At 71.8% G+C, this 25,138-nt stretch carries 19 protein-coding genes and 1 pseudogene; 11 read left to right on the top strand and 9 right to left on the bottom strand.

All coding sequences use genetic code 11. The annotated features are described in order from the left end of the window. Nucleotides 1–279: 279 nt before the first annotated feature. Together WMF44_RS17820 and WMF44_RS17815 are read left to right on the top strand one after the other, a co-directional pair. Nucleotides 280–690, top strand: a complete 411-nt coding sequence (locus WMF44_RS17820) for a VOC family protein (protein ID WP_437300312.1) — start codon at nucleotides 280–282, stop codon at nucleotides 688–690. A 175-nt stretch (nucleotides 691–865) separates the two neighbouring features. Beyond that, complete coding sequence (locus tag WMF44_RS17815; RefSeq protein ID WP_437300311.1) at nucleotides 866–2,227, top strand: PQQ-dependent sugar dehydrogenase; 1,362 nt, start codon at nucleotides 866–868, stop codon at nucleotides 2,225–2,227. Nucleotides 2,228–2,266: 39 nt separating this feature from the next. Here the strand turns inward: WMF44_RS17815 and WMF44_RS17810 are convergent, their stop codons facing one another. The 3 genes and pseudogenes from WMF44_RS17810 to WMF44_RS17800 all read right to left on the bottom strand — a co-directional run. Then, a complete protein-coding gene (locus WMF44_RS17810) occupies nucleotides 2,267–3,658 on the bottom strand; it encodes an extracellular catalytic domain type 1 short-chain-length polyhydroxyalkanoate depolymerase (RefSeq protein WP_437300310.1) in 1,392 nt (463 codons plus the stop codon). A gap of 228 nt (nucleotides 3,659–3,886) precedes the next feature. Further along, entirely contained in the window at nucleotides 3,887–4,957 is a 1,071-nt protein-coding gene (locus WMF44_RS17805; RefSeq protein ID WP_437300309.1) for an alpha/beta hydrolase family esterase, read from the bottom strand. A 443-nt stretch (nucleotides 4,958–5,400) separates the two neighbouring features. Then, nucleotides 5,401–6,168, bottom strand: a pseudogene (locus WMF44_RS17800) (glycoside hydrolase family protein); the annotation flags it as partial. 16 nt (nucleotides 6,169–6,184) lie between these two features. Between WMF44_RS17800 and WMF44_RS17795 the strand changes: the two are divergent. Then, complete coding sequence (locus WMF44_RS17795) at nucleotides 6,185–6,529, top strand: hypothetical protein (RefSeq protein WP_437301714.1); 345 nt, start codon at nucleotides 6,185–6,187, stop codon at nucleotides 6,527–6,529. A gap of 37 nt (nucleotides 6,530–6,566) precedes the next feature. Here the strand turns inward: WMF44_RS17795 and WMF44_RS17790 are convergent, their stop codons facing one another. After that, on the bottom strand, nucleotides 6,567–7,895 hold the full coding sequence (locus WMF44_RS17790; protein WP_437300308.1) for a DUF2403 domain-containing lipoprotein: 1,329 nt from the start codon (nucleotides 7,893–7,895) through the stop codon (nucleotides 6,567–6,569). A gap of 626 nt (nucleotides 7,896–8,521) precedes the next feature. On the opposite strand from WMF44_RS17790, the gene WMF44_RS17785 reads away from it, so the two are divergent. After that, nucleotides 8,522–9,937 (top strand): hypothetical protein, encoded by a 1,416-nt coding sequence (locus tag WMF44_RS17785; RefSeq protein WP_437300307.1) that lies wholly within the window; start codon nucleotides 8,522–8,524, stop codon nucleotides 9,935–9,937. A gap of 15 nt (nucleotides 9,938–9,952) precedes the next feature. On the opposite strand, the gene WMF44_RS17780 is transcribed toward WMF44_RS17785, so the two are convergent. After that, the gene (locus WMF44_RS17780) at nucleotides 9,953–10,804 is read right to left on the bottom strand and encodes an SDR family oxidoreductase (protein WP_437300306.1); all 852 of its coding nucleotides are present in this window, start codon (nucleotides 10,802–10,804) and stop codon (nucleotides 9,953–9,955) included. A 152-nt stretch (nucleotides 10,805–10,956) separates the two neighbouring features. On the opposite strand from WMF44_RS17780, the gene WMF44_RS17775 reads away from it, so the two are divergent. Both WMF44_RS17775 and WMF44_RS17770 read left to right on the top strand, forming a co-directional pair. After that, complete coding sequence (locus WMF44_RS17775; RefSeq protein ID WP_437300305.1) at nucleotides 10,957–11,889, top strand: AraC family transcriptional regulator; 933 nt, start codon at nucleotides 10,957–10,959, stop codon at nucleotides 11,887–11,889. Between the two features lie 569 nt (nucleotides 11,890–12,458). Continuing rightward, nucleotides 12,459–13,106, top strand: coding sequence for a histidine phosphatase family protein (locus tag WMF44_RS17770; RefSeq protein ID WP_437300304.1), 648 nt, complete (start codon nucleotides 12,459–12,461; stop codon nucleotides 13,104–13,106). On the opposite strand, the gene WMF44_RS17765 is transcribed toward WMF44_RS17770, so the two are convergent. Further along, nucleotides 13,075–14,085, bottom strand: coding sequence for a phosphotransferase family protein (locus WMF44_RS17765; protein ID WP_437300303.1), 1,011 nt, complete (start codon nucleotides 14,083–14,085; stop codon nucleotides 13,075–13,077). The genes WMF44_RS17770 and WMF44_RS17765 overlap by 32 nt on opposite strands. Before the next feature lie 275 nt (nucleotides 14,086–14,360). Between WMF44_RS17765 and nhaA the strand changes: the two genes are divergently transcribed. Next, nucleotides 14,361–15,770: a Na+/H+ antiporter NhaA gene (gene nhaA, locus WMF44_RS17760; protein ID WP_437300302.1), complete on the top strand. Its 1,410-nt coding sequence runs from the start codon at nucleotides 14,361–14,363 to the stop codon at nucleotides 15,768–15,770. Between the two features lie 31 nt (nucleotides 15,771–15,801). Here the strand turns inward: nhaA and WMF44_RS17755 are convergent, their stop codons facing one another. Together WMF44_RS17755 and WMF44_RS17750 are read right to left on the bottom strand one after the other, a co-directional pair. Then, nucleotides 15,802–17,595 carry a DUF389 domain-containing protein gene (locus WMF44_RS17755; RefSeq protein ID WP_437300301.1) on the bottom strand — a complete coding sequence of 598 codons (1,794 nt, stop codon included), beginning with the start codon at nucleotides 17,593–17,595 and terminating at the stop codon, nucleotides 15,802–15,804. Nucleotides 17,596–17,732: 137 nt separating this feature from the next. After that, the gene (locus tag WMF44_RS17750; RefSeq protein WP_437300300.1) at nucleotides 17,733–19,955 is read right to left on the bottom strand and encodes a bifunctional alpha,alpha-trehalose-phosphate synthase (UDP-forming)/trehalose-phosphatase; all 2,223 of its coding nucleotides are present in this window, start codon (nucleotides 19,953–19,955) and stop codon (nucleotides 17,733–17,735) included. 460 nt (nucleotides 19,956–20,415) lie between these two features. Here WMF44_RS17750 and WMF44_RS17745 point away from each other — a divergent pair, with 460 nt between their 5' ends. Genes WMF44_RS17745 through WMF44_RS17735 form a run of 3 tightly spaced genes read left to right on the top strand, consistent with a single transcriptional unit; the run spans nucleotide 20,416 to nucleotide 23,152 of the window. Continuing rightward, nucleotides 20,416–21,801, top strand: coding sequence for an NfeD family protein (locus WMF44_RS17745; protein WP_437300299.1), 1,386 nt, complete (start codon nucleotides 20,416–20,418; stop codon nucleotides 21,799–21,801). After that, nucleotides 21,801–22,793 carry a flotillin-like protein FloA gene (gene floA / locus WMF44_RS17740; protein ID WP_437301575.1) on the top strand — a complete coding sequence of 331 codons (993 nt, stop codon included), beginning with the start codon at nucleotides 21,801–21,803 and terminating at the stop codon, nucleotides 22,791–22,793. The genes WMF44_RS17745 and floA overlap by 1 nt, the downstream gene beginning before the upstream one ends. Beyond that, nucleotides 22,790–23,152, top strand: a complete 363-nt coding sequence (locus WMF44_RS17735) for a hypothetical protein (protein WP_437300298.1) — start codon at nucleotides 22,790–22,792, stop codon at nucleotides 23,150–23,152. The genes floA and WMF44_RS17735 overlap by 4 nt, the downstream gene beginning before the upstream one ends. Before the next feature lie 3 nt (nucleotides 23,153–23,155). Here WMF44_RS17735 and WMF44_RS17730 read toward each other — a convergent pair whose 3' ends face one another. Beyond that, the gene (locus WMF44_RS17730; protein ID WP_437300297.1) at nucleotides 23,156–23,338 is read right to left on the bottom strand and encodes a hypothetical protein; all 183 of its coding nucleotides are present in this window, start codon (nucleotides 23,336–23,338) and stop codon (nucleotides 23,156–23,158) included. Between the two features lie 159 nt (nucleotides 23,339–23,497). On the opposite strand from WMF44_RS17730, the gene WMF44_RS17725 reads away from it, so the two are divergent. Further along, on the top strand, nucleotides 23,498–25,054 hold the full coding sequence (locus tag WMF44_RS17725; RefSeq protein ID WP_437300296.1) for an ATP-binding protein: 1,557 nt from the start codon (nucleotides 23,498–23,500) through the stop codon (nucleotides 25,052–25,054). The last annotated feature ends 84 nt before the right edge of the window (nucleotides 25,055–25,138 follow it).

Here is a 25,138-nt window from a genome sequence, read left to right as displayed (position 1 = left end):
CGACCTCGTTGTTCGCGTGAGCCCCGGCGCGCCCGCGCCTCCGCGGCGCGACCTCGAGGGCTCCGGTCGTGACGCCCGGCCATGAAGCAGCCGGCGTGCCTGACGCGTGCACCCCTCGTTTTCACGGCGCGCGGGCACGCGCCGGAGGCGGGGGGCGCACCGTTTGCACGAAGGCGCACCCGCGGCCTGGGCCTACCGTCGCGCCGGGGCCTCCGGGTGGGGTATCCTGGGCCGCGCGCGCCGCTCCCCTACCCCGGCGCCGTCGCGGAGGCCCTCCCCATGTTCAAACGCATCGCGCACGTCTGTCTCAACGTGAGAGATCTGCAGCGCTCGGTCGACTTCTACGGCAAGCTCGGGTTCGCCACAAAATTCAGCTTCACCCGCGAAGGCGCGCCGTTCGGCGCTTACCTCGAGATCGCCGACGGCAACTATGTGGAGATGTTCGAGGACCGGAACCTCGGCGAGGTGGTCAATACCGGGATCGCGCACTTCTGCCTGGAGACCGACGACATGGACGCCGTGATGGCGACGCTGAAGAGCCGCGGCGTCCCGTTCACCGAGAAGAAGCTCGGCTGCGACAACACGTACCAGATCTGGCTGGCGGACCCCGACGGCAACAAGTTCGAGGTGCACCAGTACACGCCGACCAGCACGCAGTACACCGGAGGGGTGATCGAGGCGGACTGGTAGGTAGCCGACCGCCGGGGCGGCCGCCGGGGTTGGATGCCGGGGCTGGATGCCGGGGCTGGATGGAGGGGCGCTCCCCGTCGGCTCGTGGCGAGCGGCGAGGAGATCGGCGGGCTCATCGGTCCAGCGGAGCGGTGGAGCGGTGGACAGAGGAGCAGCCGAATGGCAACCCGAGTCCATGCACAACCGAATCTCAGGTCGCCCGTGGGCCCGGCGCGGGGTGGCTCAGGTGCTCTTGGTCGGCGCCGGCGCGGGCGCGCTGGCCTCCTGCTCGCCCAAGCGCGCCGAGGTCACACCGCAGCCAGCGCCCACCGACAGGATCCTCACCGGCGCGGACGCGCTGGGCGACTGGACGACGGACGCGCCGGGCGTGAAGCGCAAGATCACCGTCGCCGACCTCCCCGCGCCCAACGAGGGCGAGTCGGTGAGCAACCGCCCGAGCAAGGCAGATCGTCCAGCCGGTGTGTTCCCCAAAGTCCCGTCGGGGTTCACCGTCACCGAGCTCGCCACGGGCCTGGAGAAGCCGCGCGTCGTGCAGGTGGCGCCGAACGGCGACGTGTTCGTGGCCGAGAGCGCGGCGGACCGGGTGCAGGTGCTCCGGGACACGGACGGCGACGGCAAGGCCGACCTCCGCAGCGTCTACGCCGGGGACCTGAACCGCCCCTTCGGCATCGCCTTCTATCCGAGCGGGACCGAGGCGCCGACGCACGTCTACATCGCGAACACCGACAGCGTGGTGCGGTTCCCTTACAAGGCGGGCGACACCAGGGCCAGCGGCCCGGCCGAGGCGCTGGTCACCAACATCCCCTCGGGCAGGGAGGCGGTGGGCGGCGGCGGCCACTGGACCCGCGATATCGTCTTCAGCAAGGACAACCAGCGAATGTTCGTGTCCGTGGGCTCCCGCTCCAACGTCGATGACGACGACGACGAGATCCGCCGCGCGTGCATCCTGGCCTTCACGCCCGACGGCAAGAACGAGGCGCTCCATGCGTCAGGCATCCGCAACCCGGTCGGCCTGGCCATCGAGCCGGCGACGGGCGCGCTCTGGACCAGCGTGAACGAGCGCGACGAGCTGGGCGACAACCTGGTCCCCGATTACGTGACGCGCGTGCACGAGGGCGGCTTCTACGGCTGGCCCTGGTACTACCTCGGTGGGCATCAGGATCCGCGGCACGAGGGCAAGCACCCCGAGCTCCGGGACAAGGTCGTCGTGCCCGACGTGCTGATCCAGTCGCACTCGGCCTCCCTCGACCTCTGCTTCTACACGGGCCAGCAGTTCCCGGCCGACTACCAGGGACACATCTTCGCGGCGGAGCACGGCTCGTGGAACCGCTCGCGGCGCACCGGATACAAGGTGATCCGCATCCCGGTCAAGGACGGCAAGGCGGCGGGTCATTACGAAGACTTCATGACCGGCTTCGTCACGAGCACCGGCGACGTGTGGGGTCGTCCGGTCGGCGTCGCCGTGGCCAGGGACGGCGCGCTGCTGGTGACCGACGACCAGAGCAACACCGTGTGGCGGGTGGCCTACGGCAAGTGAGACCACGATGCGATGCGGCCGGCGGGTCTTCCTGTGCGCTCAGCGCGGGCGGCGCTTCGGGCGACCGAGCAGCAACCCCAGCGCCGCGAGGAGCAAACCCGCCTGGGCGCCAGAGTCGCTCGCGTCGTTGCCCACCGCGCAGCTGCAGCCGGAGCTGGAGCTGTCTCCTGCTGTCGAGTCGCCGGTTCCCGAGCTGGCGTCCTGTCCGTTCGCCCCCCCGGACGCGGTGTCCATCGCGCCGCCGCTGCCTGCGCTGCCGCCTGAGCCACTTACCATGACCCCGCCCGCGCCTCCGGTTCCGGGCTCGCCCCCCGCGCCTCCGGCGCCGTCCGCGCCACCCGCGCCTCCGGCTCCGGGCTCGCCCCCCGCGCCTCCGGCTCCGGGCTCGCCCCCCGCGCCTCCGGTTCCGGCCGCGCCGCCCGCGCCTCCGGTGTCGCTGCCGCCGGGAACAGCGCCGGGACAAGCCGCCGTCTCTGGATCCTGACCACCGGCCGTGTCGAGGCCGAAATAGGCGGCGACGGCGGGTCCGTCGAACGGCACAGAGTGCCCGACGCCGTCCATCGAGAAGGCCTCATAGACCGTGTAGCCGCAGGAGCTCTTCCAGAACTGGCGCGTGGTTCCGCGCTTCGGCGTGTCGGTCCCGCTCGGGGTTTCGCTCAACCCCAGGACGTTCGTCCACTCTTTGACGTCTTCAGCCATGTTCTTGTAGCTGAGGATCGTGTCGGCGGTGCCATGCCAGTGCTGCAGGCGCGGGCGATGGCCGGTGTAGCCGGGATAGTACGAACGAACGAGGTCTCCCCACTGCTGCCCGGTCTTCGTGACGTTGCCGCCCCCGCAGGGCCCGCTCCACTGGGCCGAGCTCCCCGTCCCGGTGACATCGTTGTAGCCCTCGGCCCAGCAGCCGCACGGAACGCCCATGAGCGAGACGCCGGCCATGAACACGTCAGGATACACGCCGAGCAGCGCCTCGGTCATGATGCCGCCCGATGACCCGCCGACCGAGTACACGCGGCCCGCGTCGCCCCCGTACTTCGCGAGCGTGTATTTCACCATCTGGACGATGGCCCCCGTGTCGCCGCCGCCGCCGTGGTTGAGCGATCGCGTCGATCCCGCGTCCCAGCAGTTCTGCCCGGTGGCCTCCGGGAAGATCATGATGAAGCCGCTGGTGTTCGCGATGGAAACCAGGCTCGACATCTCGCTGAACGTCCCCTGGCCACTTCCCTGGCAATGATGGGGAGCGACGACGATGGGCGGTCTGGTCGCCAGCTTGTCAGGCACGTAGATGTACATGTTGACGTAGCTGGGCAGGCCGTCCGCGCCCCATTCGCTCTGGTTGACTTTTTGCAGCGATGCCCCGCGCGCAGGCAGCGCAACGAGCAGCGCCAGCGAGAGCGACGCGAGCCCGAGGACGTGACTTTTGAACTGGTCCATCGTACAGAGACTCCCTATCAACGACAGCCTGGCACGCGAGCGAGCACCGCTTTGTTTCGCGCACTCCAGAGCGACAAACGGGTTGAAACCCTGAGACCAAGCAGAGAATTCACAGGGAGGCGAGGAGGCGGGGAGCGAGAGACGGCGAGAAGGAGAGATTCTTTTTTCTTCCTCCCCGCCTCCTCGCCTCCCTGTGAATTCTCTCCGGGCTTCAACACGATCGATATTCTAGAACTGACTCAGGAACGCCCACACTTCCTCGGGCATCCACGACATCTGCTTCCCGGCGTCGTTCGGCGACGGGGTATGACCACCGTCGTAATCACACCAGCGGGTGGGGTGCCCCGCGGAGCAGCCCTTGTAGTCCGAGCAGGCGTGGCCACCTCTGGGCGCCTTGGCCAGGGCCTCCACCATGCATCCATTTTGCTTGGCAAAGAAATCGCTGTTGGAGGTTTGTCCGGCTCCGCCGCTCTCCTGCTGACCGAGCGAGGACATGAAGGCGACCGGCTGACAGCTCGCCGGCCTGGGGAGACCGCCGCCGGAGTGGACCACCGCGGCGCGGTAAACGTCCGGACGCGCGCAGGCCAGCGTCCACGCCATGGCACCCCCCTGGCTGAAGCCTTCGAGCTCGATGCGCGAGGTGTCGATGCAGAGATCGCCCTTGACCTGCTCGAGGATGTCGTCGACGAAGGTCACATCGTCAGCTGACCAGAACCCGTCGACAGCGTCGGGCGCGATGAAGATGGTGCTCCCTTCGGAGAGCGACCAGAGCCCGAAATACGAGGGCGCAACCTGGCCGCTGTTGCCCGTGGCGCCGTGGAAAGAGAGAATGAGCCGGTACGGGTGGCCGCTGTCGTAATCGTCGGGGACGCGCAGGGCGTACTTGCGGCTCTTCCCGCCGCTCTGCACGGTGCCAGCGCCGTTCTGGAGCGTGCGCGTCTTGCCGCAGCCTGCGGACTTCACCGCGTCGCCTCCACCTCCGCCCCCGCCGGCGCCGCCTGTCCCGGCGCCGCCCGCGCCGCCCGTTCCACCCGAGCCCGCTCCACCCGAGCCCGCTCCACCGGCGCCGGCGGTCGCTCCGCCGCTGCTGGATGCTTCGCCGCTGCTCGTGCCGCCGGAAGCGCTGCTTGACCCAGCGGTGGCGCCGGTCGACGCCCCGCTGGCGGCTGACACGCTCGAGCTGCCCGCGCCCGCAGCTTGTGCCGCGTCGCCGCTCTCGTCGCCGCACGCCAGCATCGCGACGCTCGAGAGCCAACAGAAGACATGGAAGCGACTGACGGCCTTCTTTTCGTGGTGCACGATGCCCCTCTGGTTGCGTTACGTCTGCGCGAAGCGCTCACTCGAGGCCCACGACGGAGAACGGCGAGATCGGCGGACAGGTGGTTGCCAGATGCTCCGCGCTTGGAGTGCGCCCTGATGTCATCCCAGCCGAGCCCAGCTGCTGCTCCTCCTTTCCCCCGGCATGCGCCTCGTCCGGAGCCACGGCGCGACCGTCAAGGTGAACGCGCAGAAGGACACAAGGCCCGGTGCGCGTGGCGGCCCATCCAGGGGAAGGCAAAAGAAGTTTCGGAGCGCCGAATGTGAACGCTCACATTGTCGGCGTCAATCACAAACTGCGTTGCGGCGCGGGCCTGCCGCGCCGACGCCGCCCGGGGGGCGAGCGGCGGCGGGTCCAGGGCGCCGCGGGGCGGTGGCCACGGCGGGAGAGCGCGCAGGCGACCGGCCTGCCCGCCGCGTCTCGCTCACTCCGTCGAGGCTGCGCACGCGTGGTGCGGCGCGCTGACGTAGGCCTGACCGAGCTCGTTGAGCTCGCCGTCGTCGCCGAGCAAGCTGGCGTGCCGGACGTTGTCGGCGCGGCCCGAGAACCACGCGTACCTCGCGATCCGGGGCTCGTTCTCGAGGTACGCCAGCGCGTCGACGAGGAACTCCTTCTGCTCGGCGAGGGATCCCGCGCTGTCGCAGGCGAACTCCGTGAGCCAGAGGGGCTTGTCGAACCGTGACTTGTACGTCTCGACGTGGTTGATGAGCCACCGGGCCTGGTTGTCGCCTTCTCCCTTGCAGCCGGTGTAGATGTGGATGCCGATGTAATCGACCCGGCACCCGCTGCACGCGGCGAAGAAGTCGTCCAGGTACTTGAAGGGATCGGTCTCCTGGCAATCGCCGCCGCAGAAGTTCACGGCCGGCGACACGAGCGCGAGGCCGCGCGCGTCGGCCACCGCCTCGACGTGCGGCCACAGCGCCGCGGCCTCGGCCGCGGAGAGGTCGGCCTGCGCCCCGAAGTTCGGCTCGTTGAACCCGAGCAGGAACCTCGCCCCCTCGGGGATCTCGGAGGCGATGCGACCGGCGGCGGCGCTGTCGAGGTTGCCCCCGCCCCACACCATCGGTACGTACTCGACGCCGAGCGTCTTGTAATAATCGGGCCGGACCCCCTCGTCCGGCACATGAGTCCAGTTGTACCACCAGGACACCGCCGGGGAGAGGACATCCATGTCCGCCTTCGAGTGATAGCCATACGCGAGGCCGCGCTTGCAGCCCGCCGGCGCAGGGCCGCCGCTGCCGCTCGAGCTTGCCGCGCCGCTGCCGCTCGAGCTTGCCGCGCCGCTGCCGCTCGAGCTTGCCGCGCCGCTGCCGCTCGAGCTTGCCGCGCCGCTGCCGCTCGAGCTTGCCGCGCCGCTGCTTGCTGCGCTGCCGCTGCTCGCGCTGCCCGCGCCGGCGCCGCCGGAGCTCGCTGCGCCGCTGCTGCTCGCGCTGCCCGCGCCGGCGCCGCTCGACCCCGACGACGCCTGTGCCTCGTCGTCGCTGCCAGAGCACGCCGGCACGCCGGCGAAGGACGCGATCGCGGCGATGGCGAACCACCGCACCGGAAGCTGACGGAGATTGTGCATCGTGTTCCTCGGTTTCATGGAGCTCATTCGGGCAGGCGCATCGAGAGCATGGCGTCGATCGAGCCGCGCGAGAGCCCGCCCGGCAGATCGGGGAGCATCTCGGCCGCGGCGGAGGGGATCCTCTCGGGGTGGATGACCGCGACCTGGATCGTGCGCTGCGCCTCATCGAGCAGGATCATGAAGTAGCGATCGCCGCTGGGCCGGCGCCACGTCGGGCAGCCGTCCGAGGGCCCGCCGGCCTCGATGACAGGCCCCTTGTCGTAGGCCTTTTGCGCGCACGCATCCACCACCTCGACATCCTCGGCGAACGCGTCGCGATCACAGCCGGTCCCGCAGACGCTGCCGCCGATGTGCCCCTCCTGGTACGAGCGGACACCGGTGCTCATGAACTCGCGGTTGCTGTACTCGTTGTTGTCCATCACGACCTCGAAGACGTTGATCTCGCCGCAGCCGTCGCCGACGGTGCCCGTCTTCGAGTAGCAGTTGCAGAGCCCGTTCCACTTGCGGCCGCCGTCGCGAAAGAGCTCGGACGCGACGAACGCGACCCACGGGCCGGGATGGCCCTGCCCACCACCGTCGCATTTCTCGACGCCCGCGTCGTCGAACGTCATCGACGCCAGGAAGACCACGAGCTTCGAGCCCGCCCAGCCGAGGTGCATGATGCCCGGATCGTCGGGACAGTAATAGTCCTTGCCGTCACCGCACGCAAAGGGCTTGTCCTGGGTGAAGTACGTGACGCAGTCCTTCTTCGTGAGGTCGCCCGTGAAGTCGGCGGACGTGTTCTGCCCTTCCGTGACGAGCAGGTTGGAGCCCACGCCGTTCTTCGCGTCCCACGACGAGACCATCTGCCATGCGGCCGGGTCGCTGCCGGGCTGGTAGACGGCGAGCTGCTTCACGCGGATCGCCTTCATGATGAGGGTCATCTCTTCATCGAACGGGGCGAGCGTGTCGCTCGTCGTGTGATGCTCCGTCATGCAGCAGTGCCCGCCCCAGGTGTCGTCGCCGTCCTTGTAGTCGCACGCCGGGTCGCCCGGCGCGCGGTCGATGCGGCGGGGCCACCAGCCGGGCGCGCCGATGTTCGTGAACGTCATCGTCCCGCCGCGCGTCGGCGTGCTCGGCTCAGGGACGTGGGGGCCGAGGCCGCCGCCAGCGCCCGTGGTGCTGGCGGACGGGCCTGCGCCGGAGCCCGGCGTGCTGGCGGACGAGCCTGCTCCGGCGCCTGTCGTGCCGGTGGACGGACCTCCGCTCGCCTGGCCCCCCTGCCCGCCCTGGCCGCCGACATCACCTCCGTCACCGCAGGCGCACGCGAGGAGGACGAGGGCAGCCTGCACGATCGACGAGGAGCGCTTCATGCCCGTGACTGTCTCCGGAGCGCGCGCGTTCCGTGATGGAAAACAGAGGGGTCGGAGCCGATTGGTCATCGAGAGTCCCACATGGGCGCCGCACGGGCCCGACCCGAGCAGATCGAGCGCGGTCGAGCCACGACCCACCCCGGAGCGAGGTCGCTCGAGCGGACATCCGCAGGGGCTTCGAGCTCGCGTCCGTGCTCCCCGAGAGCCCGCCTGACGCTGCGTAGCGCCCTGGCGCGCCTCGACGCCGACTCGCACGCTCGCACACAGGGTTCAAATCGCCTCTCGCAAATCGGACCGACGGGCGGCGGAGACAGCGGAGTCGACTCCGGACATCTCCCGCGAGAGGGGCCATCCGGCGGTGGGGTACTTTGGCCGAAGGCAAGGTCTTTTGAACCGCGAGGACGCCATAAGACGCCAAGAGACGCCATAAGACGCCATGAATAACACAAAAATTTTGGCGTCTCTTGGCGCCTCTTGGCGTCTTATGGCGTCCTCGCGGTTCCATCATTCGGGCCGGGTGGGGCAAGCACCCCGCCACCGGCTATCCGTTCCACCCTGCCCGGTCAATGCGGCCTGGGCGGCGAGGCCCGTCGCGCCGGGCTCATCGGTAGCGCTGATTCGAGGACGTGCGATCGTCGGACTGGGACCTTGGCGATAGCCCTCTGCTGGTCGGCGGCACGATACCGGGCACGCCCCGCTCGGGGAGCGTGCGCGCCTTCAACAAGGGGAGGATGCTCAGCCCCGGCGCCATCCTCGGCGGGCCTTACGAGGGCTCCGGTACGGTCGAGGTGGTCGGGTACGGATCGCGGTGGACCAACAATGGCTCTCTCGCGATCGGCGCAGGACACTTCGCCTGGGGCTCGCTCATCGTACGGACCGGCGCCAGGGTCATCACCGACGATCTGCTGGTCAGCGGGCCCTACTTCCACGCCTACGGCGACGTGCTCGTCGACGGGTACGACGCGACCCTGACGAGCCGAACCAACGCCTATATCGGCGACCTGTGGGGCGGCAAGATCGAGCTCCGAAAAGGAGCGAGCTTCTTCTCGCACAACGTCTATTTCGGCGCCAACACCTCGCCGGACCCTTTCCGCCCGATCGAGGCGATCATCACAGGCTCCGCGACGAGGTGGGTGAGCACGGGGGAGTTCGTCGTCGGCGCGGGCAGGGCCGCGCAGCTGTCCATCTACCGGGGCGAGCTCTCCACCGTGGGCGCGCAGGTCCTCGGCAACGAGCTCGAGAACAGCGTTGTCAGCGTGAGCGGCTGGGGCGGCACCTGGACGAACGCGGGGCTGCTGTCGGTGGGGGGAGACGATGGAATCGGCGGGATCGCCCTCGGAGCGCTGGGGACCCTGGCTACGGAGGAGGCCGAGATCCGCTCGCGACGCGGCGCGGCGTACATCCACGTGACCGACGTCCATGCGTCGTGGATCAACGGCGGTGACGTCACGATCCTCGCGTCCACCGACTCGCCGGTCTATCCGGCGCTGCACATCGACGGGGGTGGATCCGTCCGCATCGGCGGCCTCCTCCGGCTCGCGCCGCTGCCCGGCGCTCCAGGCGGCCCGAGGTGGGCGGTGCGGCTCGCGGACGGCGAGCTCATCGCGGGAGAGATCGAGGTCCAGGCCGGCGACAACATCGATTTCTACAGGGGGCGCCTCGAGACAAGCAGCTTCACGGGCGATCTCGCGAACCCCGCGCTCGGCACGCTGGTCGTGGGCGAGGTGTACCCCTCGACGAGCGTCGCCGGGAGCTACAGCCAGGGCCTGTTCGCGACGCTGAGCGTGACCGTCGCCGGGCCGAGCGCCGCGCCGCTCCTGTTCGTGGACGGGGACGTGACCGTCGACGGAGCGCTGGAGATCCACGTGGATGACGGGGCCATGCCTTTCCAGGCCGGCGCCACCGTCGCCGTGCTCGGCTGGAGCGGCGCCCTCCTGGGGACGTTCTCCGACGTGAGCATCGATGTGCCGCTCGCCCCCGGGCTCGCCTGGGACACCTCGGCGCTGTACACGACCGGCGAGATCGTCGTCGTGCCTGGTTGATCGCGGCCCGAGCCGTCAGACGATGCCGCCGTTCACGAAGATCGTCTGTCCGTTGATCCAGCCGCAATCATCGCCGCACAGGGCAGAGATGACGTTCGCGATGTCCGACGGCTCGCCGAGGCGCTTGTGCGGCGTTCGCTGCGCAAAGCTCGCGATCTGCTCGGCGGTCTTGCCGTCCGTGAACAGGGTTGTGTTCACCACGCCCGGCGCGATCGCGTTCACGGAGATCTGGCGTCCTTCGAGCTCTCTCGCGAGGACGTTCGCGAATATCTCTTGTGCGCTCTTGGTCGCAGCGTAGGCGCCGTACGTGCCCGTGCGCAGCTGCGTGATGCTCGACGACAGCGCGATGATCCTGCCGCCGCTCCGTACCCTCCTCGCTCCTTCGCGCAAGACGAAGAAGCTGCCCTTCTGGTTGACGTCGAGCATCCTCGCGAAGTCCGAGTCGCTCATCGCGTGAAACGGGGCGAGGCGCATGACGCCGGCGTTGCTGACGACGACGTCGATGCCGCCAAAGGCGCGCTCGGCCTCGTCGAACAGCCGCCCTACCGCGTCCGCCTCGCTGACGTCGGCCTGTACCCAGATGGCGCGTCCGCCGGCAGCCTCGATCTCGTCGACCACCGCGGCTGCCAGCTCGCGATTCTTTTCGCAGTTCACCGTCACGGCGAATCCATCGCGAGCGAGCCGCTTCGCCGTGGCCGCTCCGATCCCCCGGGACGAGCCGGTCACGAGCGCCACCTTTCCGTTTGCCCGCGGCGCCTGGGTCTGCGCACACGCCACCGCGGCGACGCCAGCGACCGCCATCACCGGTGCAAGCGCCGCAGCCCCAGCCAAGAACCTGCGCCGCGAATCGCTCTCAGAGTCCGACATGTTCCACGCCCTTTCTGCGTTGGTTGCGGGCTTCAGCATGCTCGCGCGCTCGGTCCCCGTCCTGCCTGGTCCCACCAAAACCTTGCCTAATCCTTCAAGACGGGCTACCGTCTCCGCCGGCGCTCGGGGTCCGACGGCGAGAGGGCGAGGCGATGGACAATCTTCGGCGCGCGGTGCGAGACTACGCGAGCAAGCACGCGAATGGAGACGGGCTGGCGCTCACCAAGGTTCCGGGCCTGCGCATGATGTGCGTGCACGCGCCGAGCGGCCCGCTCCACTCGATCTATCGGCCGCTCGTGTGTCTCGTCCTCCAGGGTGCGAAGCGCATGCTCGTCGGCTCCGAGGAGCGGATCGTCTCTCGCGGCGAGTCGGTGATAGTCACCGCAGACATGCCGGTCACGGGGCGAATCGTTCAGGCGAGTCAGTCAGAGCCCTATCTGGCCCTGGCGGTCGAGCTGGATGTCGCGCTCATCAGGGAAATCGCCTCCGCGTCGAGCTCGACGGCCGAGGACGCATCGAAGGCGCCGCCTCTCCTCGTCGCGAACATCGATGAGGTGGTGCTGGACTGCGCGTTGCGTCTGATGCGATTGCTCGGTCGACCCGAGGCGATTCCGCTGCTCCATCCGGGGATCGCGCGAGAGCTGCACTACTGGCTCCTGTCAGGGCCCCACGGAGCGGCGCTGCGGGCCCTTTCGCTGCCCACGAGCAGCGCCAGCCGGCTCGCGGCCGCGATCGCGATGCTGCGCGCCGAGTATCGGACGCGTATCCCGGTCCGTCGCCTGGCGAAGAGCGCGGGGATGAGCTCGACGGCGTTTCACGTGCAGTTCAAGCAGCTCACGTCGCTGGCGCCGGTCCAGTTTCAGAAGCGGTTGCGGCTCATGGAGGCGCGTCGGCTCATGGTGCATGAAGGCGTATCGGCGACAGCCGCCGCCTTCGAGGTGGGCTACGAGAGCGCGTCGCAGTTCTCTCGCGAGTACGCGCGGTTGTTTGGCGCGCCTCCGAAGCGGGACGCCCTTCGGGCACGCTCCGCGCCGCTGCCCAGGACGTCGGCCCGGCAGCAGGCGGCCATCAGCGCTTCGAAGTGATCGCATCGCCACGAGCGGCGCCGAGCGCCGAGCGCGACGACGCGGCCGTCGCCGCCGCCGGCCTGTGCCACGTCCCCTTCGCCCGCACCTCCGGGTGCGACCAGGCCCCCCGAGTTGTGCCACCTCGGTGTGACTATGTGCCAGATCAGGGGGGTCCGACACCGGCACAACCGCAATGCATTGCGACACACCGGGTCCTTGACCCCCTCGAGACGCTCCGCGGAGCGCCTCAGCAAGGTCAATCTGTGTCAAATACCGCTTTCCTCCGCGTTCTTTTGTGCCATCGACCCCCTGGAAGCGCCGTTGGTTGTGCCAGAAGGGGGGTCCGGGACCCTCCGGACCGCAATGCAGAGCGCCCACCAGGGTGTCGGACCCCCTCCGGACCGCAACGCAGAGCGCCCGCCGGGGGGCCGGACCCCTCCGGACCGCAACGCAGAGCGCCCGCGCCGGCCCGGCTCGCTCGCGCCGCCGGGCGACCACGGCGCCAGGGTGAGCCCGTCGCGCGGCGCTCGATCTGGCCGCGGCTCACGCTAGCTTCCGGGCCGAGCCCCCCTGCTCCGGTCCGACCCATGCGCCCCTCTCTCCTGGTCCTCGTGCGCCACGGCCACACCGCCGGTAACCGCGCCGGCCCCGCGACGCCGATGAGCGGGTGGACCGACACGCCGCTCGACGCGCGAGGGCGTGAAGAGGCCGAGGCGCTGCGCCGCCGCCTCGCCGGAGGCCCGGCCTTCGACGCCGTGTACTCCAGCCCGCTGAGCCGCGCGCTCGAGACGGCGCGGATCGCGGCCGGCGCGTGGGGCCCGGCCCGCCCCCACGACGGGCTGCGCGAGATCGGCTGCGGCGACGTGGACGGCCTCCCGATCGAGGAGGTCAAGGCGCGCCACGCCCCGCTCTGGGAGGCGCACCTGCGCCAGGCCGACGACGATTTCCGCTGGCCAGGCGGGGAGAGCTACCGGGAGCTCCGCGCGCGCTGCCTCGCGACGATCGCGGCGATCGCCGCGGCGCACCCGGGGCAGCGCGTGCTCGTGGTCACGCACGCGGGCGTCATCGGCCAGATCCTCGGGGCGCTGCACGGCGTCCCGCCGGCGCGCTGGGAGCCGTTCCGGCCGGGCAACGCCAGCCTCACGTCGCTCTCGTGGCAGGGCGAGCGCGGCGTCCTCCTGCGCTTCGACGACCGCGAGCACCTCAGCTCCAGCACGCGTCGGCCCGGCGGATGACGCGCAGCCAGTCCGCCGCGTTCCGTGCCGCGGCCGCGAGCACGCCGGGCGCGCTCGCGCCGCAGGCCATCGCGAGGTGGTGCCCGAGCGCGCCCGCGAGCGCGTTGGACGCGGCCGCGAACCAGTAGGCGTCGCGCAGCGGCCGGGTCAGCGCGGGGGCGAGCCCGCGCGCCGAGAGGTAGCCGGCGAGCAACGTATCGTGGCGGCGCCGCGCCTCCGGCTCCCAGTACCCGAGGGCCTGGAGCCACGAGCTCACGTCCTCCAGCGGCGAGCCCATCCGCGCGCGCGCCCAGTCGAGCAGCACCGGCTCCACGACGCCGTCGCGCCGGCGGACCATGACGTTGCCTGGGTGCACGTCGCCGTGGATCACGGCGCGGCCGAGCGGCTGGAACGCGAGGAGCTGGCGGCGCATCGCGGGCAGCGCCGAGACGACCCGCCGCAGGGCGGGCAGCGCCCGGGCGAGCGCCGGGACCTCGCCGCGGGGAAGGCGCTCGGCCAGCGAGAGCGTGTCCCGCGCCATGGCCAGGTTCTCGGCCTCGTAGTCCCAGGCCGGCAGCGCGGCGCCCTGCGCCGTCTCCTCGTGGAGGCGCGCCAGCCGCTCGAGCACCCGGGCCGTGTGCCCGCTGTCGGCCCAGGGCCAGGCGTGCGCCGGCTCGATCCGCTCGAGGTAGAGAAGCCAGCGCCCGCGCCCGAGCCGCTCCGCGCCGAGCAGCTCGGGCGAGAAGCGCCGGCCGACGGACCTCGAGAGCCGCCGGTAGACGGCCGCCTCGCGCGCGGCCGTGCCGTGCACGAGCTTGGCCACGAGCGTGACCCGGCGAGCCCCCGCGGCGCCGCGCAGCCGCGCGGTGACGAGCGCGACCTCCGAGCAGAGCCCGCCGGGGAGCGGGCGCATCTCGATGGCCGAGTCGCAGACGGCATCGCCGTGGCGGGCGACCAGAAAGGCCGTCACCGCGGCGCGATCCAGGGCATCTCGCGTCATCCGTCGCCTCCCGGCCCCACGATGCGCCGAGGCCAGCTCACGATCCACCCTGCGCCGCGAGGCCGATCCATGCGCCTGGCCGCGCCGGAGCGGCGGCGCCCGACCGCGCCGGAGCGACGCACCCGGCCGGGCGCGCCCGTTCGCGCTGGATCCGGTTGCCTGAACGAGTATTCTCCCGCGCGGGTGTCGCGGCCGTGGAGCGCCGCGACAGGTCTTCATGGGACGGTCGGGCCGCCTTCCCCCTCGCGCGACGTCGCTCGCGCCTCGGTGGTCCATTGAGCCGATCCCCCTCTCAGGAGCTTGCCCCCGGAACGTGGGCCCCCGCGCGCCGCATCGCCGAGCGCGTCCTCGGCCCGATCGAGCGCTTCCTGCACGTCGAGGCCGCCAGCGGGATCGTCCTGCTGATCGCGTCCGCCGTCGCCCTCGCGTGGGCGAACTCGCCGTGGGGCGACGCCTACGAGCACCTCTGGCACGTCCCGATCTCGCTCGGCGCGGGCTCGCTGGCGTTCACGCAGCCCCTCCACTTCTGGATCAACGAAGGGCTGATGACGATCTTCTTCTTCGTCGCCGGCCTGGAGATCCGGCGGGAGATCCACGAGGGGGAGCTCTCGGATCTCAAGCGCGCGGCGCTGCCGATCGCCGCCGCGGTGGGCGGCATGATCGCGCCCGCGCTCCTCTACCTGTCGCTCAACGCCTCGCCGGCCTCGCGGCACGGCTGGGGCGTCCCCATGGCGACCGACATCGCGTTCGCGGTGGGCGTCCTGGCGTTGCTCGGCAAGCGCGTGCCCCCTGCCCTGCGCGTGCTGCTGCTCGCGCTCGCCATCATCGACGACATCGGCGCCATCATCGTCATCGCGCTGTTCTACTCGTCGGGCGTCGCGTGGAGCGGCCTGCTCGTCGCGGCCGGCGGGGCGCTCGCGGTGGGGGTGCTCCAGCGCTTCGGCGTCCGCTCGCCCGCCGCCTACGTGGCCCCAGGCGCCGTCGTCTGGTGGGGCATGCTCCGCGCCGGCGTCCACCCCACGATCGCCGGCGTCGCCATCGGGCTCCTGACGCCGGTGCGCTCGTGGTTCGGCACCCAGGGGTTCGTCGCCGCGGCGCGCGACGCGGTGGACAGGGTCGCCGCGCTCACCAGCCGCGACGGCCACCGCGCGGACGAGCTGCTCAAGCCCCTCGGGCGGATCCGGCAGGCCCAGCGCGAGGCGCTGCCGCCCGTGGTCCGGCTCCAGGCGGCGCTCCACCCGTGGGTCGCGTACGGCATCATGCCGCTGTTCGCGTTCGCCAACGCCGGCGTCCGCATCGATGCTTCCTCGCTGGGCCACGCGGCCTCGGGGACGATCCTGCTCGGGGTCACGCTCGGCCTGGTCGCCGGCAAGCCGCTCGGCGTCTTCCTCGCGAGCTTCGCGATGGTCCGGCTCGGCGTCTGCGCCCTGCCGCGCGGCGTCGGCTGGCGCGGGATCGCGGTCGTCGGCTGCGTCGCGGGCATCGGCTTCACGATGGCGATCTTCATCGCGGGCCTCGCGTTCGGCGACGCCGCGCTGCTCGCCGCTGCCAAGCTCGGCGTCCTGCTCGCCTCGGCCGTGGCGGCCGTGGCGGGGCTCCTCGTAGGCAGGCTCGCGCTGTCCGAGGCCCCGGCGCCCGGCGCGGCGCTGACGCTCGAGGAGGCCGAGACGTCGACGGAGCAGTAGCCGCCGCGGGCGACCGCCCGCGCGGCGGGCCTCAGCGGATGCCGGAGCCCGCGCCGGCGTCCGCCGGAGCGCCGGCGTCCGCAGCGGCGTCGGCCGGCGCCGCTGCGAACGCCGGCGCGCACGGCGAGGTCGAGACCAGCGCCCGCCACCGCGCGCCCTGATGGACGTGCACCCGATCCGAGCGGAGGGCCGGCAGCGACCGGAGCGCCGCGAGGACCGCGTCGAGCTCCCCGCTCGGCTTCTCCCCGCTCGGCTTCTCCCCGCTCGGCTTCTCCCCGCTCGGCTTCTCCCCGGGGTTCGGGGGCACCTCGACGCACCCGTGGAGCGCTTCCACGTCGTCCACCCAGGCGAGCGCGGGCCCGGCTGCCTGGAGCCAGGACCACCCGCCCGGCGGCTCGGCGACGATCGGGTCGGGCGAGATGGCGCGGTCCTGCACCGCGACCTCCGCGCCGAGCTCGCGCGAGAGCGCGCGCCCGAGCAGGTCGCCCGCCGGAGCGCCGAGCTCCGGACCGACGTGCACCACCTCCACGACAGCCGGCTCGTTCTCCGGGAACCGGAGCCGCCACGCGACGAGCGGCCCCGCCGCGTGCGGCCACGCGCCGGCGAGCGACTTCGCGAGCTCCTGGCGGACGAGCACGAGATCGGGCTCCTTGGGCACCACGTCGATGGGCGTCGATCTCGCCTTGACCGACGCCGCCACCTCCTCCAGCGCGCTCGCGTCGAGGACGGCGATCACGTCGACCTTCGGGGTGATGCCCGCGACGGCGGCGATCTGATCGCGCAGGTCGTGCTCGATCCGCTCCGCCTCGTCGGCTCGGCCGAGCATGACGAGGCGCACGACGACGCTGCCGTGATCGACCGAGACGTTCGACCGCACCGCGCTCTGCGGCAGCGCGTCCAGCATGCGCACGATCGCCGTTCGGACGCGCACCTGCCACGACACGCGCGCGAGCGCCTCCCGGAGCGGGAAATACACGGCCCCGAGGAGCGCGAGCGGCATGAGCACGCGGAAGATCCACCCGTGGCGGAGCTCGAAGAAGACCTGCAGCGCGCGCGCCACGCGGCGGATCGCGCCCGGCTTCTGCTTCGCGAGCTCCGCGTGCTCGAGCTCCGCGGTGCTGACGGCGCTGTAGCCGAGGAGCAGGAAGGAGAGGATGGCGAACAGGAGGATCGCGCAGAGGTTCGCCGTGAAGAGCAGCGCGGCGCCGCTCGCGACGCTCTTCATCCGCGTGCCGATCCCGAAGCCGATCACGCAGAGCGGGGGCACGAGCGCGATGCCGATCGCCGTGCCCGCGGCCGTCGAGGTCGTGTCCGAGCCGGGCCGCGCGGTGGTGTAGGCGGCCGCGATCGCGCAGAAGATCGCGATGAGCAGATCGAGCGCCGTCGGCGACGTGCGCGCGGCGATCTCCGAGGTCACCTCGTAGAACGGCAGCATCAGCGTGAGGACCGTGGCGCTCGTCACGACCATGACGACGCTGAAGGCGACGCGCGTGAAGGAGCGCAGCGCCAGGAACGGCGAGCCGATCGCGAGGCCCATCCCGAGCTCGACGATGGGCCCCATGAGCGGCGAGATCAGCATCGCGCCGATGACGACCGCCCCGCTGCCGAGGACGAGCCCGAGCGAGGCGATGCCCATGGCGAGGAAGAGCTGGAGCCAATAGCCCGCCGCCCCTCGGGCGCTCCGCTCCAGCATGCTCCGGACGATGGCCTCGCGGGCCTCGGGCTCGATGCCGAGCGCGGCGGCGATGCGGTCCTGCAGGGCCGCCCCCGCGGGCCGCCCGGACGGCCTCTCTTCGGGCGGTTCACGGCCGGGATCTTGATGCATGGCGCGCCTTATAACGCGCCTCTCCGCCGCGCTCGCGCCGGGAAACGCGGGCCGGTCGTGGACACCGCCGCGCCGCGAGCGGCGGCGGCTTCGGGCCAGGAAGAAAGGCATGGATCGCGCGTGGACCCCGGCGCGGGTCAGGCGTGGAGCCCCGCGTGGCCGGCGTCGAGCCCCGCGTGGCCGGCGTGGATCGAGCGAAGGAGGCGCCGCACCGCGCCGGCGTCGGGCAGCCGGTAGGCGGCGCGGCTGCTCTCGTTGCCGACGTGGATGGTGTACGCGGACGGCGGCAGCGCCGCGAAGATGTCTTCGTCCGTGCGGTCGTCGCCGATCGCGATCACCGCCGCCCTCCCCGGGACGTCGTCCAGGATGAGCGGCACCACCCTGCCCTTGTGGACGCCGCGCGGCCGGACCTCGACCACCTTCGCGCCGGCGAGGAGCTCCAGGGTATCCATGGGGAGGCGCCCCTCGAGGTGCGCGCGCAGCTCGCGCACGTGCTGGCTCGCCAGCTCGGGCTCGGCCGTGCGGTAGTGCCAGGCCAGGGTCACCGTCTTCTCCTCGATGAAGCTGCCCGGGGTGCGCCGGGTGAAGCCCTCGAGGACCGCCCGCACCTCGCCCTTCCAGGCGGCGGCGTCCGGCTCGAGCGCGACCCAGTCGTCGCTCGCCTTGCGCCGCGACCAGAAGCCGTGCTCGGCGTGGAGGTGGAGCGGCAGCGCGCCGAGCCATCGCTGGATGTCGGCGCGGCGGCGGCCGCTCACGATGTGCACGCGGTCGCGCTCGGACAGCGCCCTGAGCAGCGCGAGCAGCTCCTCGTCCGGCGCGGCGAGGTCCGGCACCGGCGCGAACGGGACCAGCGTACCGTCGTAGTCGAGGATCCACACGCGCTGCGGCGCGACGCGCACGCGCTCGACGACGCCCTCGGGCATCCCTCGGCGCGACGGCGCTGCGGCCCCCTCGGGCTCCGGCGCCGCGGCGCGGTCGAGCTCGTCGAGGAACGCCTGCGCCCAGGCGTGGACGTCGTGCGTGGCCACGCGGCCGCGCAGCGCCGCCATCCGGCGCCGCTGCTCGGCCGGCGGCATGGCGATCGCCTGCTTCACGGCGGCGGCGACCGAGCCGATGTCGTACGGGTTGACGGAGATCGCCTCCGCGAGCTCGGAGGACGCGCCCGCGAACTCGCTCAGGATCAGGGCGCCGTCGTCGTCGACCCGCGCGGCGACGTACTCCTTCGCGACGAGGTTCATGCCGTCGCGCAGCGGGGTCACGAGCATCACGTCGGCGGCGAGGTAGAGGGCGACCACCTGCTCGAGCGGCAGCGAGCGGTGCATGTAGTGGATCGGCGTCGCATACGTCGTGCCGTACTGCCCGTTGATGCGGCCGACCATCTCGTGCACGACCCGCCGGAAGTCGGCGTACGCGCCGGCCATCTCGCGCGTGGGCACGGCCAGCTGGAGGAAGCGGACCTGATCGCGCAGCTCCGGCTCGCGCTCGAGGAACCGCTGGATCGCGAGCAGCCGGCGCGGGATCCCCTTCGTGTAATCGAGCCGGTCGATCCCGAGCACGATCTTGCGGCCGCGCGCCTCGGCGCGGATGCGCGCCGCCTCCTCCCGCACACCGGGGTGGCCCGCGAGCCGCTCGATCTCGGCGGCGTCGATGCTGATCGGGTGGACCCCCAGCGCGATCCTGCGCCCGTCGTGCTCGAGCTCCGCCTCGCCCGGCTCGACGCCGAGCACGTGCGCCGCCGACGCCGCGAAGTTCCTGCGGTAGGCCGCCGTGTGGAAGCCGATCAGGTCCGCGCCGAGCAGGCCCCGGACGATCTGCTCCCGCCACGGGAGGATGCGGAAGACCTCGGCGGCGGGAAACGGGACGTGGAGGAAGAAGCCGATCCGGGCCCCGGGGAGGCGCCGCCGGAGGAGCGCCGGGAGGAGCAGGAGCTGGTAGTCGTGCACCCAGATCGTGTCGCCCGGCGTGTACTGCGCGGCGACGACGTCGGCGAAGCGCTCGTTGACGCGCTGGTAGGCCTCCCAGTCGAGCTCCGCGTCGAGGTTCACCTTGTCGAGCAGGTAGTGGAGCAGGGGCCAGAGGACGCCGTTCGAGAAGCCGTCGTAGAAGCGGTGCTGCTCCGCGGCGCCGAGGTGCACGGGCACGGCGCGCATCCCGGCGAGCGCCACGTCGGCGTCCCTTCGCTGCTCCGGGGAGAGGCTCGTGACGCTGCCCGGCCAGCCTATCCAGACCGCGCAGCGCCGCTCGTGGGGGCCGCGCATGGCGGCGGCGAGGCCGCCCGAGGAGCGCGTGAGGTTGAGCGCGCCGCGGTCGACGCGCACGCTGATCGGGAGACGGTTGGAGACGATGAGCAGTCGGGCCATGGAACTCCCCTCCTTGGCGGCGACGAGGCGCCGCTCTCCGGGCGCGAGGCGCGGCACCTCCCTCATCCGCCGGGCGCGAGGCGCGAGCCGTCGGAAACGAACAGGGCGCGACGCCCTCCGGGATCGCCGCGGGCGAGCGGCGGAACGAATACTTTGAACTCAAAACATATCGCGCGGCGTAGCGCAAGCTGATCCGGCACGCCGGACGGCGTCGCGCGTCGATCGGCCTCCGACGTCGCGGCGCCCGTCGCGGCCTATCCAGTGCGCGCAGGCGTCATGATCGGCCAGGCGAGAGGTTGCTCACCAGATCGCCTCCACGCTCGACGGATGGGCGCGAACGCTGCGGGGCTGAAAAATCGGCGCACGGTGGAGCTGCCCGAAAGGCTGCGGATCTCGCCGCGCACGCCGGCGGCTTTGACCACGGCGATCACCGCTCTAGGTGTCCGCCCGGGGGTGACGCGTGTCGCTGACAGGAAGGCGCCCGCGCGCGCGGCTGCCGCGCTGGATTCCGTACGTGCTCGCGCTCGTCTCCGCGCTCGTCGCCTCGACGGCGCGTGCCGGGGCCGCACCGATCGTTCATGTCGCGCCGATCCAGGGCGAGATCGACGCCGGGCTGTCCGCCTTCGTCCAGCGGGCCATCGACACGGCCGAGACGGCAGGAGCGAGCGCGCTGATCCTGCCCACGAACACGCTCGGCGGCCGCGTCGACGCGGCCATCGCCATCCGCGACGCGCTGCTCGCGACCCCGCTCCGCACCGTCGTCTTCGTCGATCAACGGGCGATCTCGGCGGGCGCCCTCGTCGCCCTCGCGGCAGAGCAGATCGTGATGGCGGAGGGCGCGACCCTGGGCGCCGCGGCGCCGGTGCACGCGGGGCCGGAGGGGGCGGAGCCCGCCGGGGAGAAGGCGACCTCGTACGTCAGGAAGGAGTTCCGCTCGACCGCCGAGCGCCGCGGCCGGCCGCCGGAGCTCGCCGAGGCGATGGTGGACGAGGACGTCGCCGTCGAGGGGGTCGTGGGGCCGGGGAAGCTGCTCACGCTCACGACCGCCGAGGCGCTGGCGCTCGGCGTCGCAGACGCCCAGGCGGACGGCATGGATGCCGTGCTCGCCCGGCTCGGCCTCGCGGGGGCCGAAATCCGCCGCCTGTCGCCGAGCTGGGCAGAGCGCGTGCTCAGGTTCCTGACGACGCCTGTCGTGAGCTCGCTCCTCCTGAGCCTCGGGATGATGGGCCTGCTGATCGAGCTGCGCACGCCGGGGTTCGGCGTCCCGGGCCTGGTGGGCGGCGCCTGCCTGGTGCTGTTCTTCTGGGCGCACTGGCTGCTGGCCCTCGTCGGCTGGGAGGAGATCGCGCTCGCCGTGGCCGGCGTGCTGCTCCTCGCCCTGGAGGTGTTCGTGATCCCCGGCTTCGGCGTCGCCGGCGTCCTCGGCGCGGTCGCGCTGCTCGCCGGCCTGAGCATGAGCCTGGTCGGCGCGGGCGTGACGCCCGGGCGCGCCCTCGAGGCCGTCGCCCAGGTCGCGCTGTCCATCGCGCTGGCGCTGGCCGGCATGCTCATCGCGCTGCGCTTCCTGCCGCGGCTCCCCTTCGGGCGGCGCCTGGTCCTGGCGACGAGCCTCGGCGCGGACGTCGCCGGCGGCCCGCCAGCCCAGGCCAGCGGACCGCTGGTGGGCGAGCGCGGCGTCGCCTCGTCGCCGCTGCGGCCGGCCGGGATCGCCCGCATCGGGGGAGCGCGGATCGATGTGGTGTCGGAGGCCGAGTACATCGCGGCCGGAGAGTCGGTCGAGGTGATCCGCGTCGAGGGCAACCGCGTCGTCGTGCGCCGGACAGAGGCGCAGGAGATGGGGGGATGATGGGTATCGATCTGGGCCTGTTCGGGCTGGTCCTGCTGCTGCTCGCGGCGCTGTTCATCGGGCTCTACATGATCCCGATACCCCTCTGGATCGCGGCCTGGGCCTCGGGCGCGTATGTCGGGCTGTTCACGCTCGTCGGGATGCGGTTCCGGCGCGTCCCGCCGGGCACGGTGGTCACCGCGCGCATCAGCGCCGTCAAGGCAGGGCTCGACATCTCCGTCAACGACCTCGAGGCGCACTACCTCGCCGGCGGCAACGTGGTGCGCGTGGTCAATGCCCTCATCTCGGCGGACAAGGCGAACATCCCGATGCCGTTCAAACGCGCCGCGGCCATCGACCTGGCCGGCCGCGACGTGCTCGAGGCGGTGAAGATGTCCGTGATCCCGAAGGTCATCGAGACCGCCCGCATCGCGGCGGTCGCGAAGGACGGGATCCAGCTCATCGCGATCTCCCGCGTGACCGTCAGGACCAACATCGATCGGCTCGTGGGCGGGGCGGGCGAACAGACGATCATCGCCCGCGTCGGAGAGGGCATGGTGAGCACCATCGGCTCGGCGGCCACGCACAAGGAAGTGCTCGAGAACCCCGATCATATCTCGAAGAACATCCTCTCGCGGGGGCTCGACGCGGGGACGGCGTACGAGATCCTCTCCATCGACATCGCGGACGTCGACGTGGGCGCGAACATCGGCGCCAAGCTGCAGATCGACCAGGCCAACGCGGACAAGCAGATCGCCCAGGCCAAGGCGGAGGAGCGGCGCGCGATGGCGGTCGCGCTGGAGCAGGAGATGCGGGCGCGGGTCGTCGAGGCCGAGGCCGAGGTGCCGCGCGCCATGGCCGACGCGTTCCGCCGGGGGAACCTTGGCATCATGGATTATCATCGGCTGAAGAACGTCCAGGCGGACACCGACATGCGCGGCGCCATCGCCTCGGACATGACCGGCGCCGACGGGACCACGGAGGCGCTCCGCGAGCGGAGAGGGCACCCGTGACGCTGGCAGACCTGCTGCTGCTCGCGCTCTTCCTGCTCTTCGCGCTGATCTCCTGGCTCGGCGCGGCGCTCGGCGGGACGCGCGAGCGGCGTGAGGACGGCGGGGCGCCCCCGCGCGCGCCGTATGGCGGGAGGCTGCGCGCGCCGTATGACGAGATAGCGACCGGCCGGCCCGCGCGCGCGGCGCCGCCGCCAGCGGCGCAGAACGAGGCGCCGTCGCCGACGGGCGTCTCCGACGCGGGCGCCGGGGCGCGCGTGTCGCGGCGCGCGAAACTGCGAAGCGCGCTGCGCCATCGGGTCAGCTTGCGCCAGGCCTTTGCGCTGGCGGAGATCCTGGATCGACACCGCGCGGGGCCGTGATCATCATGCGCCGCGCTCGTCGGGCGCGAGGTGATCCTCGAGGCGCGCCGGCTCGTCCCCGACGCGCAGCGACAGCGCAGCGGGCCAGAGATGATGGACGGCCAGGCACAGGGCGACCACGCCGCCGGCGACCGCGAGCACGCTGGTGCGCGCCGACGGCGCGCTTCCGACCTGGGAGCTCCGCATCCTCCTACCGCCACCGCGGGCTTGCGAGCGGCGTTCCTACGACGTCGGGGCACGTGACGAGCGGCGCCTGCGCCGTGGCCTGGAAGGGCGCGCGGGCGCCGGGCCGGCCGGCGTTCGAAGCCGCCGACGCGATGCGGGGCCGCTGTCATAGTGCCTCCCATGTCCGCGAATCACCGGCGCCCACCCCACGATGGACAGGCGAGGTCGTGTGAGGAGGCGGGCGGGACGAGCCTCCGATCCATCGTCCGGGGAATGATCGCGCTCATGGCCGTGCTCCTGATGCTCTCAGCAGCGGGAATGGGCCTGCTCACCACGTTCCTGCACCGGACGGCGCTCCTCATCGACGACAGCGTCGATGGCGTGCGGCTGGCGATGGAGCTGCAGCAGCAGATGACGCAGTACAACCGCCTCAGCAACCTCGCGCTGGCGTCGGCGGAGGGCTCGCTGACGTCCGCCGAGGACACCGGCCCTGCGCTGGAGGCGATCGTCGCCCGCGCGGACCGGCGCCTCGTCGAGGTCCGCAAATACGTCGGCAGCCCGGAGGAGGAATCGCTGCTGCGCGAGGTGGAGCAGCGCATGCACGACTACTTCGCCTCCCGGAGAGCCCTCCTCGAGCACCGCGCGACGCCGGGCGAGGCCATCCGGACCTCCTCGCCGCTGCTCGACGCCGCGATGACGAGCCTCCAGGACTTCGTCGACAAGAACAGCCAGCAGGCCCGGGCCGCGACACGCCAGGCCGCCGCCTGGGACTCGGCGGCCAACGTGCTGAGCATCGGAGTCGCCCTGCTCGCCGTGATCGCGATCTCGGGGTCGCTCGTCGCCCTGGCGCGCTGCGTCCACTCCCCGCTTGCGGCGCTCGAGCGGGCCATCGAGCGCTTCGCGCGCGGGGACAAAACCGCGCGCGCCCCGGCCACGGGGCCCGCGGAGCTGCGCTCGATCGCGGGCGTGTTCAACGGCATGGCGGACAGGCTGGTCTGCCAGGAGGAGAATCAGCTCACCTTCATCGCCGGCGTCGCCCACGACCTCCGCAACCCGCTGACGGCGCTCCAGATGAAGGTCGGCAGGTTCGACCCGACCGGCCCGGCGCCGACCGCGGAGCATGCCCGGCGGGCGAACGATCTCGTCGCACGGCAGGTCGCTCGGATGGATCGGCTCGTCGGCGACCTCCTGGACGCCACCCGGATCCACGCCGGCCGGATCGAGCTCAAGCTGGAGGCCTGCGATCTGCGCGAGCTCACGCGCGAGGCGGCGGAGCTCTTCCAACCTTTGTCATCGGCTCATGAGATCATCGTCTCGATCGCGGCGGGACCGGTGGTCGCCCGCTGTGATCCGTCGCGCATCGCGCAGGTGCTCAACAACCTCATCAGCAATGCCATCAAGTATTCTCCTCAGCGAAGAGAGATCACCGTCTCCGTGGGAGAGGACCGCGATCGTGCCTTCGTCACGGTCGCCGATCAGGGCATCGGCATCGCGCCGGAGGATCTCGAGCGGATCTTCGAGCCGTTCCGCCGCGTCGGCGCGTCCCGCGAGCTGGTGCCCGGCGTGGGGCTCGGGCTGTGGCTCGCGCGGCGGATCGCCGAGGCGCACGGCGGGTCACTCGGCGTGAGCAGCGCGCCCGGCCAGGGATCGGTCTTCCGCCTCGATCTGCCCCTCGCGGAGGGCGAAACGGGCCCGATGTCGCCGAGCGCTCGGGCGGCGTCGGCGCCGCGGAGCTGAGCGCGTTGGTGAGAGAGCCGCCGCGACGACCACGACGACACGTTCGACGTCTCGGTCGACGTCTCGGTTACCCCTGGACGTCCC

Origin of the sequence: Sorangium sp. So ce426 (assembly GCF_051475585.1) — a bacterium.
Taxonomy (GTDB): Bacteria; Myxococcota_A; Polyangia; order Polyangiales; family Polyangiaceae; genus Sorangium; species Sorangium cellulosum_B.
This window is presented reverse-complemented; position numbering and strand designations above follow the sequence as displayed.

Excerpts from the sequence above, each read along its gene's own strand:
- WMF44_RS17775 (WP_437300305.1), top strand. The coding sequence starts at position 10,957 with ATGGACAATCTTCGGCGCGCGGTGCGAGACTACGCGAGCAAGCACGCG.
- WMF44_RS17765 (WP_437300303.1), bottom strand. The coding sequence starts at position 14,085 with ATGACGCGAGATGCCCTGGATCGCGCCGCGGTGACGGCCTTTCTGGTC.
- WMF44_RS17820 (WP_437300312.1), top strand. The coding sequence starts at position 280 with ATGTTCAAACGCATCGCGCACGTCTGTCTCAACGTGAGAGATCTGCAG.
- WMF44_RS17730 (WP_437300297.1), bottom strand. The coding sequence starts at position 23,338 with ATGCGGAGCTCCCAGGTCGGAAGCGCGCCGTCGGCGCGCACCAGCGTG.
- WMF44_RS17750 (WP_437300300.1), bottom strand. The coding sequence starts at position 19,955 with ATGGCCCGACTGCTCATCGTCTCCAACCGTCTCCCGATCAGCGTGCGC.
- WMF44_RS17770 (WP_437300304.1), top strand. The coding sequence starts at position 12,459 with ATGCGCCCCTCTCTCCTGGTCCTCGTGCGCCACGGCCACACCGCCGGT.
- WMF44_RS17815 (WP_437300311.1), top strand. The coding sequence starts at position 866 with ATGCACAACCGAATCTCAGGTCGCCCGTGGGCCCGGCGCGGGGTGGCT.
- WMF44_RS17780 (WP_437300306.1), bottom strand. The coding sequence starts at position 10,804 with ATGTCGGACTCTGAGAGCGATTCGCGGCGCAGGTTCTTGGCTGGGGCT.
- WMF44_RS17810 (WP_437300310.1), bottom strand. The coding sequence starts at position 3,658 with ATGGACCAGTTCAAAAGTCACGTCCTCGGGCTCGCGTCGCTCTCGCTG.
- WMF44_RS17790 (WP_437300308.1), bottom strand. The coding sequence starts at position 7,895 with ATGAAGCGCTCCTCGTCGATCGTGCAGGCTGCCCTCGTCCTCCTCGCG.
- floA (WP_437301575.1), top strand. The coding sequence starts at position 21,801 with ATGGGTATCGATCTGGGCCTGTTCGGGCTGGTCCTGCTGCTGCTCGCG.
- WMF44_RS17725 (WP_437300296.1), top strand. The coding sequence starts at position 23,498 with ATGTCCGCGAATCACCGGCGCCCACCCCACGATGGACAGGCGAGGTCG.
- WMF44_RS17755 (WP_437300301.1), bottom strand. The coding sequence starts at position 17,595 with ATGCATCAAGATCCCGGCCGTGAACCGCCCGAAGAGAGGCCGTCCGGG.